10 protein-coding genes and 1 pseudogene are annotated in these 16,810 nt (G+C 64.7%); 5 read left to right on the forward strand and 6 right to left on the reverse strand.

Annotation, left to right across the window (positions count from 1 at the left end; all coding sequences use genetic code 11):
• Nucleotides 1-103: 103 nt before the first annotated feature.
• Entirely contained in the window at nt 104-2,020 is a 1,917-nt protein-coding gene (dnaK, locus tag AC0ZT5_RS25980) for a molecular chaperone DnaK (RefSeq protein WP_488498765.1), read from the reverse strand.
• A 213-nt stretch (nt 2,021-2,233) separates the two neighbouring features.
• On the opposite strand from dnaK, the gene AC0ZT5_RS25985 reads away from it, so the two are divergent.
• The 5 genes from AC0ZT5_RS25985 to AC0ZT5_RS26005 all read left to right on the forward strand — a co-directional run bounded on the left by AC0ZT5_RS25985 (nt 2,234) and on the right by AC0ZT5_RS26005 (nt 11,923).
• On the forward strand, nt 2,234-4,468 hold the full coding sequence (locus tag AC0ZT5_RS25985) for a hypothetical protein (RefSeq protein ID WP_488498766.1): 2,235 nt from the start codon (nt 2,234-2,236) through the stop codon (nt 4,466-4,468).
• 10 nt (nt 4,469-4,478) lie between these two features.
• Nucleotides 4,479-8,228 carry a DUF7929 domain-containing protein gene (locus tag AC0ZT5_RS25990; RefSeq protein WP_488498767.1) on the forward strand — a complete coding sequence of 1,250 codons (3,750 nt, stop codon included), beginning with the start codon at nt 4,479-4,481 and terminating at the stop codon, nt 8,226-8,228.
• A 196-nt stretch (nt 8,229-8,424) separates the two neighbouring features.
• Complete coding sequence (gene rpe, locus AC0ZT5_RS25995; RefSeq protein WP_488498768.1) at nt 8,425-9,102, forward strand: ribulose-phosphate 3-epimerase; 678 nt, start codon at nt 8,425-8,427, stop codon at nt 9,100-9,102.
• 391 nt (nt 9,103-9,493) lie between these two features.
• On the forward strand, nt 9,494-10,240 hold the full coding sequence (locus tag AC0ZT5_RS26000; RefSeq protein ID WP_488498769.1) for a GntR family transcriptional regulator: 747 nt from the start codon (nt 9,494-9,496) through the stop codon (nt 10,238-10,240).
• 168 nt (nt 10,241-10,408) lie between these two features.
• Nucleotides 10,409-11,923, forward strand: a complete 1,515-nt coding sequence (locus tag AC0ZT5_RS26005; protein ID WP_488498770.1) for a malonate--CoA ligase — start codon at nt 10,409-10,411, stop codon at nt 11,921-11,923.
• Between the two features lie 24 nt (nt 11,924-11,947).
• Here AC0ZT5_RS26005 and AC0ZT5_RS26010 read toward each other — a convergent pair whose 3' ends face one another.
• The 5 genes and pseudogenes from AC0ZT5_RS26010 to AC0ZT5_RS26030 all read right to left on the reverse strand — a co-directional run bounded on the left by AC0ZT5_RS26010 (nt 11,948) and on the right by AC0ZT5_RS26030 (nt 16,761).
• Nucleotides 11,948-13,060 (reverse strand): NAD(P)/FAD-dependent oxidoreductase, encoded by a 1,113-nt coding sequence (locus AC0ZT5_RS26010; RefSeq protein ID WP_488498771.1) that lies wholly within the window; start codon nt 13,058-13,060, stop codon nt 11,948-11,950.
• Nucleotides 13,061-13,069: 9 nt separating this feature from the next.
• Nucleotides 13,070-14,248 carry an N-acetylglucosamine-6-phosphate deacetylase gene (gene nagA, locus AC0ZT5_RS26015; RefSeq protein ID WP_488498772.1) on the reverse strand — a complete coding sequence of 393 codons (1,179 nt, stop codon included), beginning with the start codon at nt 14,246-14,248 and terminating at the stop codon, nt 13,070-13,072.
• A complete protein-coding gene (locus AC0ZT5_RS26020; RefSeq protein ID WP_488498817.1) occupies nt 14,245-15,258 on the reverse strand; it encodes an SIS domain-containing protein in 1,014 nt (337 codons plus the stop codon). Before AC0ZT5_RS26020 ends, nagA begins: the two co-directional genes overlap by 4 nt.
• Before the next feature lie 53 nt (nt 15,259-15,311).
• Nucleotides 15,312-15,883 (reverse strand): annotated as a pseudogene (locus AC0ZT5_RS26025) (GntR family transcriptional regulator).
• Nucleotides 15,880-16,761, reverse strand: a complete 882-nt coding sequence (locus AC0ZT5_RS26030) for a glucosamine kinase nucleotide-binding domain-containing protein (RefSeq protein ID WP_488498773.1) — start codon at nt 16,759-16,761, stop codon at nt 15,880-15,882. Before AC0ZT5_RS26030 ends, AC0ZT5_RS26025 begins: the two are co-directional and overlap by 4 nt.
• Nucleotides 16,762-16,810: the final 49 nt, after the last annotated feature.

A 16,810-nucleotide genomic window follows, 5' to 3' on the forward strand; every position in this document is an offset into this window, starting at 1 on the left:
GCCGGCGTGGTTCTGTCCGTGTTTTTCAGCGATTTTTTCCGCCAGGGTTGCAAAAAAGCCCGGCCTGCGCCGGGCTTTTCGCTCTATCTTGCCGTCAAACGGTTCAGGCCGACTTCTTCTTGTCGTCGTCCTCGTCGATTTCCTCGAAATCGGCATCGACCACGTCACTGTCCTTGGCGGCATCCGCCTTGGCGTCGGCTTCCGCCGCTTCCTTCTGCGAAGCCTCGTACATCGCCTGGCCCAGCTTCATCGAAGCCTCGGCAAGCGCCTGCGACTTGGCCTCGATGTCGGCCGCGTCGTCGCCTTCGGCCGCGGCCTTCAGCGCCGTGATCGCATCGGCAATCGCCGTGCGGTCGGCTTCCGAGACCTTGTCGCCATATTCCTTCAGCGACTTCTCGGACGAATGCACCAGCGCCTCGGCCTGGTTGCGGGCCTCGACCACCGCACGCCGCTTCTTGTCGCTCTCGGCGTTGGCCTCGGCGTCCTTGACCATCTTCTCGATGTCGGCGTCCGAAAGGCCACCCGATGCCTGGATGCGGATCTGGTGCTCCTTGCCGGTGCCCTTGTCCTTGGCCGAAACGTTGACGATGCCGTTGGCGTCGATGTCGAAGGTGACCTCGATCTGCGGCACGCCGCGCGGCGCCGGCGGGATGCCGACCAGGTCGAACTGGCCAAGCGCCTTATTGTCGGCGGCCATTTCACGCTCACCCTGGAAGACGCGGATGGTCACGGCGGACTGGCTGTCCTCGGCGGTCGAGAACACCTGGCTCTTCTTGGTCGGGATCGTCGTGTTGCGTTCGATCAGCCGCGTGAACACGCCACCCAGCGTCTCGATGCCGAGCGACAGCGGCGTCACGTCGAGCAACAGCACGTCCTTGACGTCGCCCTGCAGCACCCCGGCCTGGATGGCGGCGCCGAGAGCGACGACCTCATCCGGGTTGACGCCCTTGTGCGGCTCCTTGCCGAAGAATTGCTTCACGATCTCCTGGATCTTGGGCATGCGGGTCATGCCGCCGACCAGGACGACTTCGTCGATTTCGCCAGCCTTCAGGCCGGCATCCTTGAGCGCCGCCTTGCAAGGGTCGATGGTGCGCTGGACGAGGTCGTCGACCAGCTGCTCGAACTTGGCGCGCGTCAGCTTCAGCGTCAGGTGCTTCGGCCCGGTGGCATCGGCGGTGATGAAGGGCAGGTTGATCTCGGTCTGTGTCGTCGACGACAGCTCGATCTTGGCCTTTTCAGCCGCCTCCTTGAGGCGCTGCAGGGCCAGCTTGTCGTTCTTCAGGTCGATGCCCTGTTCCTTCTTGAACTCGGCCGCCAGGTACTCGACCAGGCGCATGTCGAAATCCTCGCCGCCGAGGAAGGTGTCGCCATTGGTCGACTTCACCTCGAACACGCCGTCGCCGATCTCGAGCACCGAAATGTCGAACGTGCCGCCGCCAAGGTCATAGACGGCAATGGTCTTGCCATCCTTCTTGTCGAGGCCGTAGGCGAGCGCAGCCGCGGTCGGCTCGTTGATGATGCGCAGCACTTCCAGCCCGGCGATCTTGCCGGCGTCCTTGGTTGCCTGGCGCTGGGCGTCGTTGAAATAGGCCGGAACGGTGATGACCGCCTTCTCGACCTTCTCGCCGAGATAGGCTTCCGCCGTTTCCTTCATCTTCTGCAGGATCATGGCCGAGATCTGGCTGGGCGACTGCTTCTTGTCGCCGGCCTCGACCCAGGCATCGCCGTTGTCGCCCTTGACGATCTTGTAGGGGACAAGCTTCTTGTCCTTCTCCGTCACCGGATCGTCATAGCGGCGGCCGATTAGGCGCTTGACCGCGAAGATGGTGTTTTCAGGATTGGTGACCGCCTGGCGCTTGGCCGGCTGGCCGACGAGACGTTCGCCGTCGCCGGTAAAGGCGACGATGGAAGGCGTCGTGCGCGCGCCTTCCGCATTCTCAATCACCTTCGGCTCTTTGCCATCCATGATGGCGATACAGGAGTTGGTGGTGCCGAGATCGATACCGATTACTTTTGCCATTTTTCTAGTCTCTCCGCTAAGCAGGCTCTCAGGACCCGTACAGGCGTTCCAACGAAAGCCCCTGTTCACAAGAAATTCCGTTCCGGCAACCGGCATTCCGGCGCCGAACGGCTTGGCGCGTATATAAGAACAGGCAGCATCGCGCGCAAGCATTCTGCGCAAGGCTTCCATGAACCTTTCCACCTCAGCCTGCGACTGATGTCCAGGTGCCGCATGGTGCGGCCCGGAAAGGAAGCCCCCATGACCACTAACCCAGAGGCTCTGCGGTCTCCGGGAACAACAAGAACTCGGCGCGACTACCGCCTTCGGGACGAGGTCGACGCGCTGGGCTTCCTGTTGATTCCGTTGACCCTGCGTAAGAGCAGGCGTATCGTCAAGATGAGGAAAGCAGACAATTCGATCAGGGAAGAACGTGCCGGACCACCGCGCCTTGCCCTGGTTTGCGCGGTAACGCCGGATGTTTCTCCCGTGGCTAACGGGGGTAGCTTCATGTCTCGCGTCCGCGGCACGTTCGTGTCTTCTCTCAACAGCGGCCTGCGCCGCGCCATGCATCCGGGCGGATTGCTGGCGCTGGCACTCAGTGCCGGCCTTTGGCTGGGTGACGCAGCACGGGCGCAGGACACCCAGATCATCTATCCCGGCTCGATGGCGGTAACCGGATTTTCCGGCACCATCATTCCCAATTTCGACGAAGGCCTGCCCCCCGGCGTCGATCCGGTCGACGAAACCTTCATCGACACCACGCGCGCCACCTTGCGCGTGTTCGACGTCTCGCATCTCGGCGGGCCGGCCGCCGGCCAGCTCGTCTCCACGCCGCCGCCCTTCGAGGTGACGGCCGAACAGATCGGCCAGGTGTTCGGCCTCACCTATGATGACGGCGTGCGCGACGGCGTTCCGTCGGGCGTTCCCAACCTCTATGCCGGCGCCACCTCGCTGCACGGCATCCGCATCGTCACCCCGGATGCCGACGGCGATGGAAGGCCGGAGCGGCAGCGCCGCGGCATGGCCGGTGCCACCTTCATGGACGGCCAGTTCGGCACTGAAAACGGTGGAGGGCCGGGTACCATCTGGAAGATCGACGGTATCACCGGCCAGGTCTCCAAGTTTGCCGACATCGACACCAACAGCGGTCCCGGCATCGGCAATCTCACCTTCGATCCCATCCACCGCCAGTTCTTCGCCTCCGACCTCGACACCGGCCTGATCCATCGCATCGACGCCGAAGGCAGGTTGATCGACAGCTTCGACCATGGCGTTGCCGGGCGTCCGGCGCACGGACTGGCTCCGGTCGCTGACGATGGTTCGGTGATGGACATACAGGGCGCGGCCTTCGATAGCGAAGACCCCGACAGCTGGGGCTACACGCAGGACGAGCGCCGCGTCTGGGGCGTCTCCTATCATGGCGGCCGGCTCTATTATTCGGTCGGCGAAAAGTCGGAAATCTGGTCGGTGGGCATTGCCCGCGACGGCACCTTTGCCGGCGACCCGCGCTGGGAACTGACGGTCAAGGCCGACAAGGACTACGCCATCACCGACATCGCCTTCGACAACAGCGGCTTCATGTATCTGGCGCAGCGCGGCCCGGTCGAAAACCGTTACGATTACAGTCAGTTCGCCGATTCCGGCAAGGGCGAGGTCATCCGCTACTGGCGCGAGAATCCGGACGATCCGGCGACGGAATCGGTCTGGGTCGAGGTGCCGCAGGAATATGCCATCGGCTTCCCGCAAGGCAACCGGCAGTCGGCCGGCGGTCTCGATCTGCAATATGGCTATGATGCCGACGGCAATCTCGACACCTCGGTCTGCACGCAGACGCTGGTCAACACCGGCGACAAGCTGCGCGACAATCCGGCGCTCGCCGAGCAGCTCGCCGCCGGTGGGCCGCTGGCCGTGCACGGCGTGCAGATCACGCCGAAGGAGCTGGTCAAGCCGGCCAACGTGCCGCCTTTCGGCTCCTGGTTCGTCGACTTCGATGGCTATTTCGAAGATCCCGAAGTCGAAGGCCATGTCGGCGACGTCGCGGTCTGGCATCCCTGTGAAGGCCGCGCCGGCTATTATGAAGAAATCCCGGGCGGCTATTTGCCCCCCTTCTATCCGCCGGACTTCCCACCGCCCGGCAATCTGCCTCCCTGTCTCGATGTCGAGGACGTCCAGTACTACTGCACGCCTTCCGGCCTCGAGGCCGATCTCTCCCTCCATGACCATGCCGGCTTCGGCGGCGATTCGATCAAGGCCCAGTCCAGGACGCCAGGCGTCGGGGTAACGTCCCCCATGTCGCATGCGCCCGGCACGCCATACACGATCGGCATCACCGGCCACTATCCGGGCGACACAGTCGATGTCGGGCTCTGCTTCTACAGGAAGTCCGACAAGGACAAGGGTGGCTACTACCCTTGCTGCAAGATGACTTTGCCGCTCAGAACCCCAGCCGTCAGCTGCGAACGTTGAGGAGGGGAAGATGAAAAATCTCGCACTTTCCCCGCTCGCAACGAGCAACCAGTCAAAGCAGTCAACCGTCTTGGAGACGATCATGAAACCCCTGTCACTCGCCAGGCGCGGCGCGCGCTGGCTGATGGCGGCCGGTATCGCGGTCGCCACCCTGACCCCGGTGCAAGGCTTCGCCGAAGAGGTCTACACCGTCATTACGGAGCCCAGACTCGACCTCGACAATCCGCGCATCATCAATCCGGAACCGGGCCGGGTCGTGCCTTTCTTCACCAAGAAGGGCACCCAGAGAGGCTGCGACTATGTCGTCTATTCCCTGAGCTTCGGCTTGCGCGGCGACCCGCAGGGTTTTGCCGACCCAGGCTTCGCGGCCAGACTGAAAAAAGCCCGGCTCGACTTCAAGGACCAGCTTCCGCACGGCCTTGAGATCGTCAACGTCAATGTGGCCGGCGACGGCACGGATGCGGCCGGCGGACCACTGCCGGGCGCAACGATCAGCACATCGGCAAATCCCAACGACACGGCGACGGTTTCCGATTTCCGGATTTCCGCCTCCGATCTCGACGGCGTCGGCGCTCCCAACGAGCGCGTCATCACCTTCCAGATCACGGCCAAGATCGACCATGCGGCGTTTCCTTCGCCGACCATCGTCGACAACCAGGGCATGATCAAGGTGACGCCGGAAGCCGGCACGGGGATCATCATCCCGTCGCAGGATCCGGGCAAGCCCGACGACGGCGACTTCAAGACCGGCGAGAAGACCTCGATCAAGATCGACGTCACCAAGTGCAATCCGCCGCCGCCACCTCCAGGCAAGGAATGCTTCAAGGTGGAACGCGGCACGGTTGATTGCGTGCCTGGTGGCGGCGCCTTCATCTACCACATGCCGGTCGGCCCGGACATGGGCGGTAAGTGGGTGCAGGTGTCGACGACGACACCCGGCATCACCATCATCCCCGACACCCAGCTGGTGCCGGCGGGCGGAGGCGTGCTCAACTGGAAGATCGTCGGCGCGTCGCCCGGCGACGTCATCCACCTCATCGTCACCGGCATCGAAACCTATGCCGGCCCGGAGGAAGGCTGGGGCCTGTGCTGCACGCAGACCATCGACATCGTCATCCCGCGCGACCAGAGGTGCCCACCCAAGGACAAGGAACCGGACCTCAAGGTTGAAAAGCGCGCCGAAGTCCAGCGTTGCACGATGGGCGGCGGCTGCGACTTCACCATCAGGGTCACCAATGTCGGCACCGGTGCCTACCACGGCAAGATCGTGCTCGACGAGGTGACGCTGCCGGCCGGCTCGACGCTCGATTCAGGGCCCAATCCGCCCTGGGTCTGCGTGCCCGGCACCACCCCGATGACGTGCACCTATCCGGTGACCACGCTCAATCCGGGGGCCTTCGTCGACCTCAAGCTCGGCTTCAAGCCGGCTGGCGGTTGGCAAGGCAGCGTGCTGCGCAACTGCGCCGCCTACAATTATGCGGCCAGCGGCAAGCCGCTGTTCGGCAGCCAGTCGAACGATCGCGGCTGCGCCTCGATCGCGATCTGCCGGCGTGGCGATCGTGATCGCGACTGCCAGCCACCGGTCGAAAAGAAGGTCGACCTGATCCTGAAGAAGCGTGCCCGCACCGAGGTCTGCACGGCCGACGGCATCTGCACCTTCGTGATCGATATCATCAACAACGGCACCCTCACCTACAATGGGCCGCTGACGGTGATCGACAGCTATCCGGGCGGCGCGCCGGCCTCCTCGACTTTTGGCCCGACCCCGCCATGGACCTGCGGCCCGACCGGCCCCGGCCTGTTCCGCTGCGACAATGCGGGCATCTCGCTCGCACCGGGCGCCTCGACGCCGATCTTCGTCAAGGCGGTCATGCCGACCGGTTATCAGTCCGACACGGTGGAGAACTGCGCCGAGGTGAAGGCCATCCCTGGTGAAACCGACCTCAACAACAACAAGGCTTGCGCCAAGGAACGCATCCGTCATCCAAATGGCGGCAAGCCGGCTCTGCGCATCACCAAGGTGTGCAATGGCTCGCTGGCCGGTGCCGCGGTCGTCTCTTGCCGCATCACCGTCGTCAATGCCGGGACGGCTGCCCCCACCGGTCCGGTGCGGGTCAACGACGCCGCCACGCTGGTGGCGGGCGGTGCGCCCGTCCAGATCCAGACCGTCACCCCCGAAGGCGCTGAATGGGCGTGCGGACCGGTTCCGGCCAATACGCTGTCGTGCCAGATTCCCGGTGCCGTCATGACGCCTGGAACCAGCCGCCACTTCGACGTGACGGTTTCGGCGAACGGCGAGTTCGAGAACTGCGCGCGGGGTTCGTATGGTCCGGCCCCGGGCGACGACATCGTCTATCCGATCGGCCAGGCCTGCGCCAAGGGCGGCGGCTCTTCGATCATCCGCGTCGAAAAGACCGGCGACCGCGAATGCAAGCTCGGCCAACCCTGCTCGTTCGAGATCACCATCACGAACGATGGGACGAGCCCCTTCTCCGGTCCGGTTCGCATCGGTGATGCGATCGGCGTCGAAGGGCTGGGCAGGCTGGACGGCGTTGCGATCACCTCGATCGATCCGCCTTTCGGCTGCTCGCCGGAACCGGCGACCTTGCCACTGTCCTGCATTGCCAACCTGACGCTCGGCGCCGGGGAGAGCCAGGTGCACCAAGTCACCGTGGTCATTCCCGACGACGGCCGCCTGGCCAATCTGCAGGGCAACGTCAGCGGCCAGAACTGCGTCGGCGTCCTGTCTCCCGACACACGGGTGCAAGGCGGCGACATGCTCCCCGGCGACCAGGCCAATGTCCAGGGCGACCGTGGCAAGGCCTATGCGTGCCACCCCTTCACCATCACGCATGAGGTGAAGAAGGAGTGCTCGGCAGGTTTCGTCATGAACGACGCCGGCAGGTGTGTCTGCCCGCAAGGCACCACCTTCCGCAACGGCCAGTGCTCGCCCGAAGGTGGTGTCATCGTCGAGCCAAAGCCGCGGCCCTGTGTGCTGCTCGAAGGCCAGATCCGCACCGAGGACGGACGTTGTGTCTGCCCACGCGGAACCGGGCTTCAAAACGGGAAGTGCGTCAAGACCGACAAGCCTGAGCAGTGCACCATCCGCGGTCAGGTCCACAACTCGGACGGCGATTGCGTCTGCCCGAAGGGTACGGAAGTCAGGGGCAATGCCTGCCGTCCGATCCGGCCGCAGCCCGAGCAGTGCACCATCCGAGGCCAGGTCCACAATGCCGATGGCGATTGTGTCTGCCCGAAGGGTACGGAAGTCAGGGGCAATGCCTGCCGTCCGATCCGGCCGCAACCCGAGCAATGCACCATCCGTGGCCAGGTCCACGACGCCAACGGCAATTGTGTCTGCCCGAGGGGTACCGAGGTGCAAGGCAATGCCTGCCGGCGCAAACAGCCGCCGGTGGAGCAGTGCGACATACGCGGCCAGGTCCATAACAAGCGCGGCGAGTGTGTCTGTCCGCGCGGGACCGAGGTGATCGACGGCGCATGCCGCAGGTCCAGGCCGCAGGTGGAGGAGTGCGCACCGGGCTCGCAGATGATCAATGGCCAGTGCCAGCCGATCATCAGGCGGCACTGCCCGGAAGGCACGATTGGGCGCTATCCGAACTGCAGGCCGATCCGTGGGCAATTGGAACCAGGCCTGCTGAACCCGAACGTCCTGCAGCAGCTGCTTCCGCGGCGCAGGACGCAAACTGACCAGCAACAGCAGGGTGATCCGGCTGGAAACATCCAGAACTTGAAGCCGTAGTCGTCCGCGCGATACATGCAAGAAACCCGCCGGAGCAATCCGGCGGGTTTTTGTTTGGACCGGGGGCACCGGCAGCCGACGTCGGCGGGACGTAGCCTGTGCAGCCAGCCGCCTGCGCACTCGACAAGTCACCTGCGTCGCATTAGGCAGTCGATAGAGTGACCGGATCAGAAGGGCGCTCGGAAAGGCCGCGCCCATGAGCAAAAAAACCTTGATTGCACCCTCGGTGCTGGCATCGGATTTTTCCAGGCTCGGCGATGAAGTCGAAGCGGTGGTGGCTGCCGGTGCCGACTGGATTCACCTTGATGTCATGGACGGACATTTCGTCCCCAACATCACCTTTGGCCCGCCGGTGATCAAGGCGATCCGCAACCGCACCAAGGCCTTCTTCGACTGCCATCTGATGATCGCGCCGGCCGACCCCTATCTGGCCGCCTTCGCCGAGGCCGGCTGCGACGGCATGACGGTGCATGCCGAGGCCGGGCCGCATCTCGACCGCTCGCTACAGACCATCAGGAGCCTTGGCAAAAAGGCCGGCGTGTCGCTCAATCCGGCAACACCGGAAAGTGCGGTCGAGTATGTGCTCGACCGGCTCGATCTGATCCTGATCATGACCGTCAATCCGGGTTTCGGCGGCCAGGCTTTCATTCCGGCGATCGTCGACAAGGTGAAGCGGGTCAAGGCGCTGATCGGCGACCGGCCGATCCGCATCGAGATCGACGGCGGTGTGTCAGCCGAAACCGCGCCACTGGTCACTGCCGCAGGCGCCGACGTGCTGGTGGCAGGCGCCGCGATCTTCAAGGGCGGCAGCGTTGACGCCTACCGGCAAAACATCCAGGCGATCAGGACGGCCGCCGACAAGGCAGCCGGCTGATCCACGACGCCCATCCTGTCTTCAAGTCCAATTGGCCGCCAACGGCTCTCATGCCCGGCAGGGTCCGTCAAGGTCTGATTCGCGAAGCATCGAGCCTGGACGAGTGGCTTGATTCGGTCCTTCTTCTGCGCGCGGCAGAAAAGACGATCGCGCATGCACACAAGAACAGATGATGCTGCGTGCATACAAAACATGTTAAGTTTCCGAAGGTTGTAGAAATACGCGACTTTGCATCGCTGAACGGCAAAATGCCGTATATTTCTTCGTGCTTAAGTACAATAGCGTGATCTTCTGCTTGAGCCTCTGAGGCCAGACGCGATATGGTGCGTGTACGAAGGGGGATGCTTCGGACTCGAATTGCCCAAACATAATTTGGGGACAAGGAGTCGCTTTGACATACGGAGCTGCCAATCTGAACGACGACGGCGCAGGGCCGAAGAGCACGCTTGCCAGTACGGTCTATCACCAATTGCGGGATGACCTTCTCGGTGGAGTTCTTGAAGCCGAAAGCAAGCTGCGGGTCGAATGGGTGGTTTCCAAATATGGGGCTGGCGCCTCCCCTGTTCGCGAGGCTCTCAATCGCCTCGCCTCGGAAGGGCTTCTTGGCCGGCACGACCAGCGCGGCTTCTTCATCATGCCGGTCAGCGCGGCGGAGCTCGAAGAGCTGACGCGCACCCGTTGCTGGCTCGAGGAGCGGGCGATTCGCGAATCGATCGCCCACCGCACCGCCGAATGGGAAGAACAACTCGTACTGGCGCTGCATCGCCTGGGGCGTGCATCACGTCTTTCGCCGCAGAATCTCTCGTCGCTCAATCCGGATTGGGAGAAGTTGCATCGCGTCTTCCATCGGGTCCTGATTTCGGCCTGCCGGTCGCAATGGCTGGTGGGGTTCTGCGAGCAGCTTTCCGATCACGCCTACCGCTACCGGCAAATGGCGAGTGACAGCGAAAGCGCCCATCGCGACGATTTCGGCGAGCATCGCCGGATCGCAGAATGTGCGCTGGACGGCAATGCCGACGGCACCGTCGAAGCGCTGATCAATCACTACCAGCTGACCGCTGCCATGTGCATGGAACGCATCAGGCAAAGTGAAAGTCTGAAGTCGGCCGCCGGCAAGGCCGCACGCGCCCGGCGATAGCGTCGGTTCCGGCGGTCTTTTGCAGCCATCCCTGCAACCCATCGGCGCCACGGGCAAACGCTTGTCCGCGGGTCTTGACGGCGCGGTCAAGAACCGCGAACTCTTTGCCGCCCATGCATGCCGAAGCATGCCCGGCGCCGCCGTTTCCACCATCCCCGGGAAGACTTCATGAGCAACCATCTGTTCGACGCGTTCCGTTCCCGGATGTCGGCGCCCGATCGCCTGTTGATGGAAACCGATGATGGCCGATCGCTGACCTATGGCGATATGCTGGCGCGGTCGGCGCAGCTGGCGCATGCGCTCTTGCAATTGGATGTCGAGCCCGGCGATCGCGTCGCCGTGCAGGTCGAGAAGAGTCCCGAAGCCGTCCTGCTCTATCTCGCCTGCTTGCGTGCCGGCGCCGTCTTCCTGCCGCTCAACACCGCCTACACGCTGGCCGAGCTCGAGTACTTCTTCGGCGACGCGGCGCCACGCCTGGTCGTCTGCGATCCGGCAAGGGCGGCCGACATCGGCGCACTGGCGGAAAAATCGGGAGCCGCCACCGTCACGCTCGGCCGCAATGGCGAGGGATCCCTGACGGACCAAGCCTCGCGGCTGCCGGCGGTCTTCTACGATGTGGCGCGGGCCAAGGACGATCTCGCGGCGATCCTCTACACCTCGGGAACGACGGGCCGCTCGAAGGGCGCCATGCTCAGCCACGAGAACCTTGCCTCGAACGCGCGGGTGCTGGTCGAACACTGGCGCTTCACGGCCGACGATGTGCTGATCCACGCGCTGCCGATCTTCCACACGCATGGTCTGTTCGTCGCCACCAACGTCGTCCTGATGGCCGGCGCCTCGATGCTGTTCGAGCAGAAATTCGACCCGGCCCGCATCGTCTCGCTTTTGCCGCGCGCCACCGCCCTGATGGGCGTGCCGACCTTTTACGTGCGCCTGCTGCAGCAGGACGGGCTGGACCGCCAGGCGGCAAAGACCATCCGCCTCTTCATTTCCGGTTCGGCGCCGCTGCTGGCCGAGACGCACAAGGCCTGGCGCGCACGCACCGGCCACGCGATCCTCGAACGCTACGGCATGACCGAGACCAACATGAACACCTCGAACCCCTATGACGGTGAGCGACGCGCCGGCACGGTCGGCTTCCCCCTGCCGGGTGTGGCGCTTCGCATCGCCGATCCCGACACTGGCCGTCCGCTTGTCCAGGGCCAGGTCGGCATGATCGAGGTCAAGGGTCCGAACGTCTTCGGCGGTTATTGGCGCATGCCGGAGAAGACCAAGGCGGAATTCCGCGCCGATGGCTTCTTCATCACCGGCGATCTCGGCATCGTCGACGCCGACGGCTACGTCCACATCGTCGGCCGCGGCAAGGACCTGATCATTTCCGGCGGCTACAATATCTATCCAAAGGAACTCGAAAGCGAGATCGATGCGCTTGACGGGGTGAGCGAAAGCGCCGTCATCGGCGTCGCCCATCCGGATTTCGGCGAAGGCGTCACCGCTGTCGTCGTGCGGTCGCCGGCATCGAATATCACCGGGGCTGAAATTCTCGGCGCCATCGCGGAACGCGTCGCAAAGTACAAGCACCCGAAGCAGGTGATCTTCGTCGACGAACTGCCGCGCAACACCATGGGCAAGGTGCAGAAGAATCTTTTGCGCGACACTTACAAGGGTCTCTACACATCTTGAGGCTGGACGAGCGCAGGAAGCTCGTCAGCCGGGGTACAGCAGCTCGACTACATGCTCGGCGATTGCCAGGCTTGCCGTCAGGCCGGGGCTCTCGATGCCGAACAGATTGACGATCGACCCTGTGCCATGCTCGGCCGGACCCTGGATCATGAAGTCGGCCGCAGGCTGGCCCGGGCCGGACAGTTTTGGCCGGACGCCGGCATAGGCCGGCTGCAAGGCGCCGTCGGCAAGATCGGGCCAATAGCGCCTGATCTCGCCGTAGAAGGCCGCACCACGAGCAGGGTCGACCGTATAATCCACGCTGTCGATCCATTCGACATCCGGACCAAAGCGCGCGCTGCCGCCCAGATCGAGGGTGAGATGGACGCCGAGGCCGCCATTGACCGGCACCGGATAGATCAGCCGCGAGAAGGGTGACCGGCCCGAGAGTGAAAAATAATTGCCGCGCGCTAGCCATCGCTGCGGAACAAGGTGTTGCGGAAAACCTTCGATGCGGCCGGCGAGAGCCTGCGCGTCGAGGCCCGCGGCGTTGACAAAGGCGCCGGCCCTCAAGGTGAAGCCCTCGCCATCGGCATCGCGCGTGTCGATCCGGATACCGTCGGCTTCGATCGCCGCTCCGGTAACGGACGTGAGCAATGCCAAGGATGCACCGGCGGCCTCGGCATCGCCGCGCAGCGACAGCATCAGCGCCTGGCTGTCGATGATGCCGGTCGATGGCGACAGCAACGCGCCGGCGCATTGCAGCGCGGGTTCGAGGCTCTCGGCTTGTGTCTGTGTCAAGACTTCGAGGTCGCCAACCCCGCAGCTCTGCGCGTTGGTCCGGATCGCGGCCAGCCTGTCCAGCTGGTCCGGTTCGACGGCAACGATCAGCTTGCCGGCGCGGGCATGGGCAACATTGTGCTCGCGGCAATAGGCATAGAGCCGCTCACGGCCTTCGACGCAGAGCCGGGCTTTCAGGCTGCCCGGCGCATAATAAAGCCCGGCATGGATGACTTCGGAATTGCGCGAACTGGTGACGGTGCCGATCGCGCCGGCCTGCTCGACCACCAGCACCTCGCGGCCCGACAGGGCAAGCGCCCTGGCGATGGCGAGCCCGACGACGCCTGCTCCCGCAATGACGCAATCGATGTCATGCATGGCCTGATATCACCCAGCGCTGCTGGAGCCGGCTGCAAAGACCTTGTCGCCGCCGATCCAGACGCCTCTGATGTCGAGATCGTCCGACAGCGCAACGATATCGGCAGCCGTGCCGTTGGCGAAGCGCCCGAGCCGATGCGACTGGCCGATCGCTTGCGCGGGATAGAGTGAGGCCATGCGCAAGGCCTCGGAAAGGTCGACCCCGACGACGCGGTGGATGAACCGAATAGCCGAGATCATGTCGAGATCGGCACCCGCCAGCGTCCCGTCGGCAAGCCGCAGGCTGCCATCCCTGCGGTAGATGGTGCGGCCGTTGAGCGTGAATGAGGTCATGTCGGTGCCGATCGGCGCCATGGCGTCGGTGACCAGCACGATTTTGGCCGGTCCCTGCTTGGCGCGCAGCGCGATCTTGATGGTGGCAGGATCGACATGGATGCCGTCGGCGATGAGGCCGGCCGACAGGGAGCCGATATCGATGGCCGCACCAGCCAGTCCGGGCTCGCGGTTGCCGATCTGGCTCATCGCGTTGAACAGATGCGTGACCATCGAGGCGCCGGCCGCGGCAAAGGTGCTGGCCATGGCGTAGCCGGTGTCGGAATGGCCGAGACTGACGATGACGCCGGCCCTGGTCAGTGCCGAGACGCGCACCGGTTCGACGGATTCTGGTGCGATGGTGGTCAAAAGCACCGGCAGTCTCTGCCGCGCCGCGATCAGCTTCGCCTGGTCGACGTCAAGCATCGGCCGGATCAGCGCCGGATCATGCGCGCCCTTGCGGGCGATCGACAGATGCGGGCCTTCGAGATGCAGGCCGAGGAAACCCGGCAGTTTCCGCAGCGTTGCAGCTTCGCCGGCGGCGACAGCGGCAGCGGTGATGTCGGGCGTATCGGTGATCAACGTCACCAGCAACGCCGTGGTGCCGAAGGGCGCATGCGCCCGGCAGATGGTTTCGAGCGAGGCGACATCGGGGTGGTCGTTGAGCATGACGCCGCCACCGCCATTGACCTGTAGGTCGACGAAGCCGGGCGCCAGCATGCCGCCACCGGTCTCGACGATGCGGATGTCGGAGGCAATGACGCCGGCGGGCAGGATGGCCTCGACATGGCCGTCGCGGACGACGAGTGCTGCGCCATCGTGCCAGTCGTCGCCGTCGAAAATGCGGGCGCCAGTCAGGGCAAAGCGGTCGTTCATACGGTCTCCGTCACCTTGCGAAGATTGCGCGGCGTGTCCGGATCGAGGCCGCGATGGCGGGCAAAGGCCTCGACGAACATGTAGAAGGAGACGATCAGCGTCAGCGGATCGGTCAGCGGATGGCCGGTGGCGACATGTGGCAGGCGCACGGCGCGCTGGGCAAGTGCCGAGGTGACGAACACCGGCGCGCCCTTGGCCGCCAGGCTGTCGGCGGCTTCGGCGACGGACGGTTCGGATGCGTCACGCGCGGCCAGCGCTAGCACCGGAAAGTCCGGGCCGATCAGCGCCAGCGGGCCATGCATGACTTCGGCCGCACTGTAGGCCTCGGCATGCATGCCGCAGGTCTCCTTGAACTTCAGTGCCGCCTCGTTGGCCATCGCCGCCGACGGGCCGCGGCCAAGGATGAACAGCGACTTCTGCTTCTCGATCGTTTCGGCCAGCACCGTCATCCAATCGCAGGCGATCGCCTTGCGGAAATGCTCGGGCAATTGGAAAAGTGCTGCCAGCAACGCCTCGTCGCCGGTGGCATGCGCCATCAGGCCAAGGCCGGCGACGGCGGAATTGATGAAGGTCTTGGTCGCCGCGACGCTGCGCTCCGGCCCGGCCAGGATATCGATGGCATAGTCCGAGGCACGCGCCAGCGGCGAATCGGCGGTGTTGGTGATGGCGATGGTCAGCGCGCCGCCGGCTCGCGCCGTTTCGGCCATGGCGACGATGTCGGGGCTCTTGCCCGACTGCGAGATCGCCAGGCAGGCCGAACCGCCGAGCCTGAGCTCGGCTCCATAGATCGAGGCGATCGACGGACCGACCGAAGCGACGGCAAGGCCCGCGGTCAGCTCGACGGCATATTTCATGAAGGTGGCGGCATGGTCGGATGAACCGCGCGCCACGGTGACGACAAACTGCGGGTCGCGTTCGCGGATGCCGCGCCCCGCTTCGGTCAGCACGGCGCCGGAGCCGTCGAGCAGGCGGGCGACAGCCAGCGGGATCTCTTCGATCTCACGCCGCATATGGGTCATACCAGCCGACTTGGTCGGCTCAGTCGGCATGGTCGGCTCTGTGGTCATGGTCGGCCCTCTTCGCTCGGCCCTGTCAGCCGCAGTTCGGCGACGAAATCATAGGCGTCGCCTCTGTAGATGGAACGGGTGAATTCGATCACCTTGCCGCTCGCCAGATAGGAAATGCGTTCGATGTGCAGGCCGGCAATGCCCGGCGGCACCTCGAGCAGGCGCGCGTCGCCGTCGCCGAGGTTGGCGGCGGAGATGCGCTGCACCGCCCGCACCGGCCGGTTGCCGGTCAATTCCAGCGCCGCATAGAGCGAGGACCCTATTCCCGCCGGGTCGGGCAGCACGCTGGCCGACAGCGAGGCGCGTTCGATCGCCAGCGGCGTGTCGTTGGCGATGCGCAGGCGCGCCACCCGCGCCACCAGTTCGTTCGACGATAGGCCGAGCACCATCATCTCGTCGGGCGAGGGCGCGTAAAGGCCGCGGTCGAGCCAGGCCGAACGCACCGCCATGCCGCGCCGCGCCGATTGACGGCGTCCTCGATGCTCTTCCTGAGTTGCAGATAGAGCGGCGCGCCACTTTGCGACGACTGTTTCAGCGTGGCGAATATCTGGTCGGCGGCATCGCTCATAGAGCCGCCTCCGCTGGCTTGGCGAAAAGGCGGGCCGCCATCTGCACCGCGCCGCCCAGTGCATCGTCGAGGGGCGGCTTCAGCAGCGCCCGGTAGCGGGCCGACAGGCGCGGCGCATAAAGCGGCGCCAGCCCGCCGAGCAGGCAGAGCGGCGCGTCATCCGCAAGGTCGAGCGCGCCAAGCGCGGCTTCGACATCGGCGACCACCCTGTCCAGGATCCAGTTGGCGACGCTGTCGCCCTTTTCGGCATGCTCGAAGACCTTGGGCGCGAAGCCGCCGAAATCGCCGGGCTTGGCGTTGGTGGTGAATTCGACCACGTCCTGCGGATTGTTGCGGAAGACCGCCAGCATGCTCTGCGTCAGCGGCGAGCTCTCGCGGACGCCGTCATAGGCAAGCAGCGTCTGTTCGAGCAGGTCGCGTCCGATGCGGGCGCCGCTGCCCTGGTCGCCGACCTGAAAGCCCCAGCCGCCGATGGCGCGCGACTTGCCGTTCTTGCGCGCCATATAGGCGGTGCCGGTGCCGAGGATCGCCATGGCGCCGTCACCGGCGCCGACGGCCCCTTCCAGCGCGATCTCGGCGTCGGTCTCGACACGGCTGATGCTGAACGGCAGGATCGCTTCGAGTTGCTGCCGGTAGGTGCCGACATTGGCGCCGGCAAGGCCGAGAATGGCCGGTGTCTGCGGGATCAGCTCCGGATCTTGCCCGGCGGTGACGAACGCCTGCCTCGCCGCTTCGACGATGTTCGACCGGGCGCCGGTGAGATCGGTGCGGATGTTGGCGGCGCCGCTCTTGGCGCGGCCAATGACGGCGCCATCCGCGGTTGCCAGGGCGGCCCTGCAGCTGGTGCCGCCGCCATCGATGCCGAGCACGAAATTCACGCGATTTCTCCTCCGGGCGGATAATACCAATAAAATACCAATAGCCAAG

This window comes from Mesorhizobium sp. CNPSo 4670 (assembly GCF_057784235.1).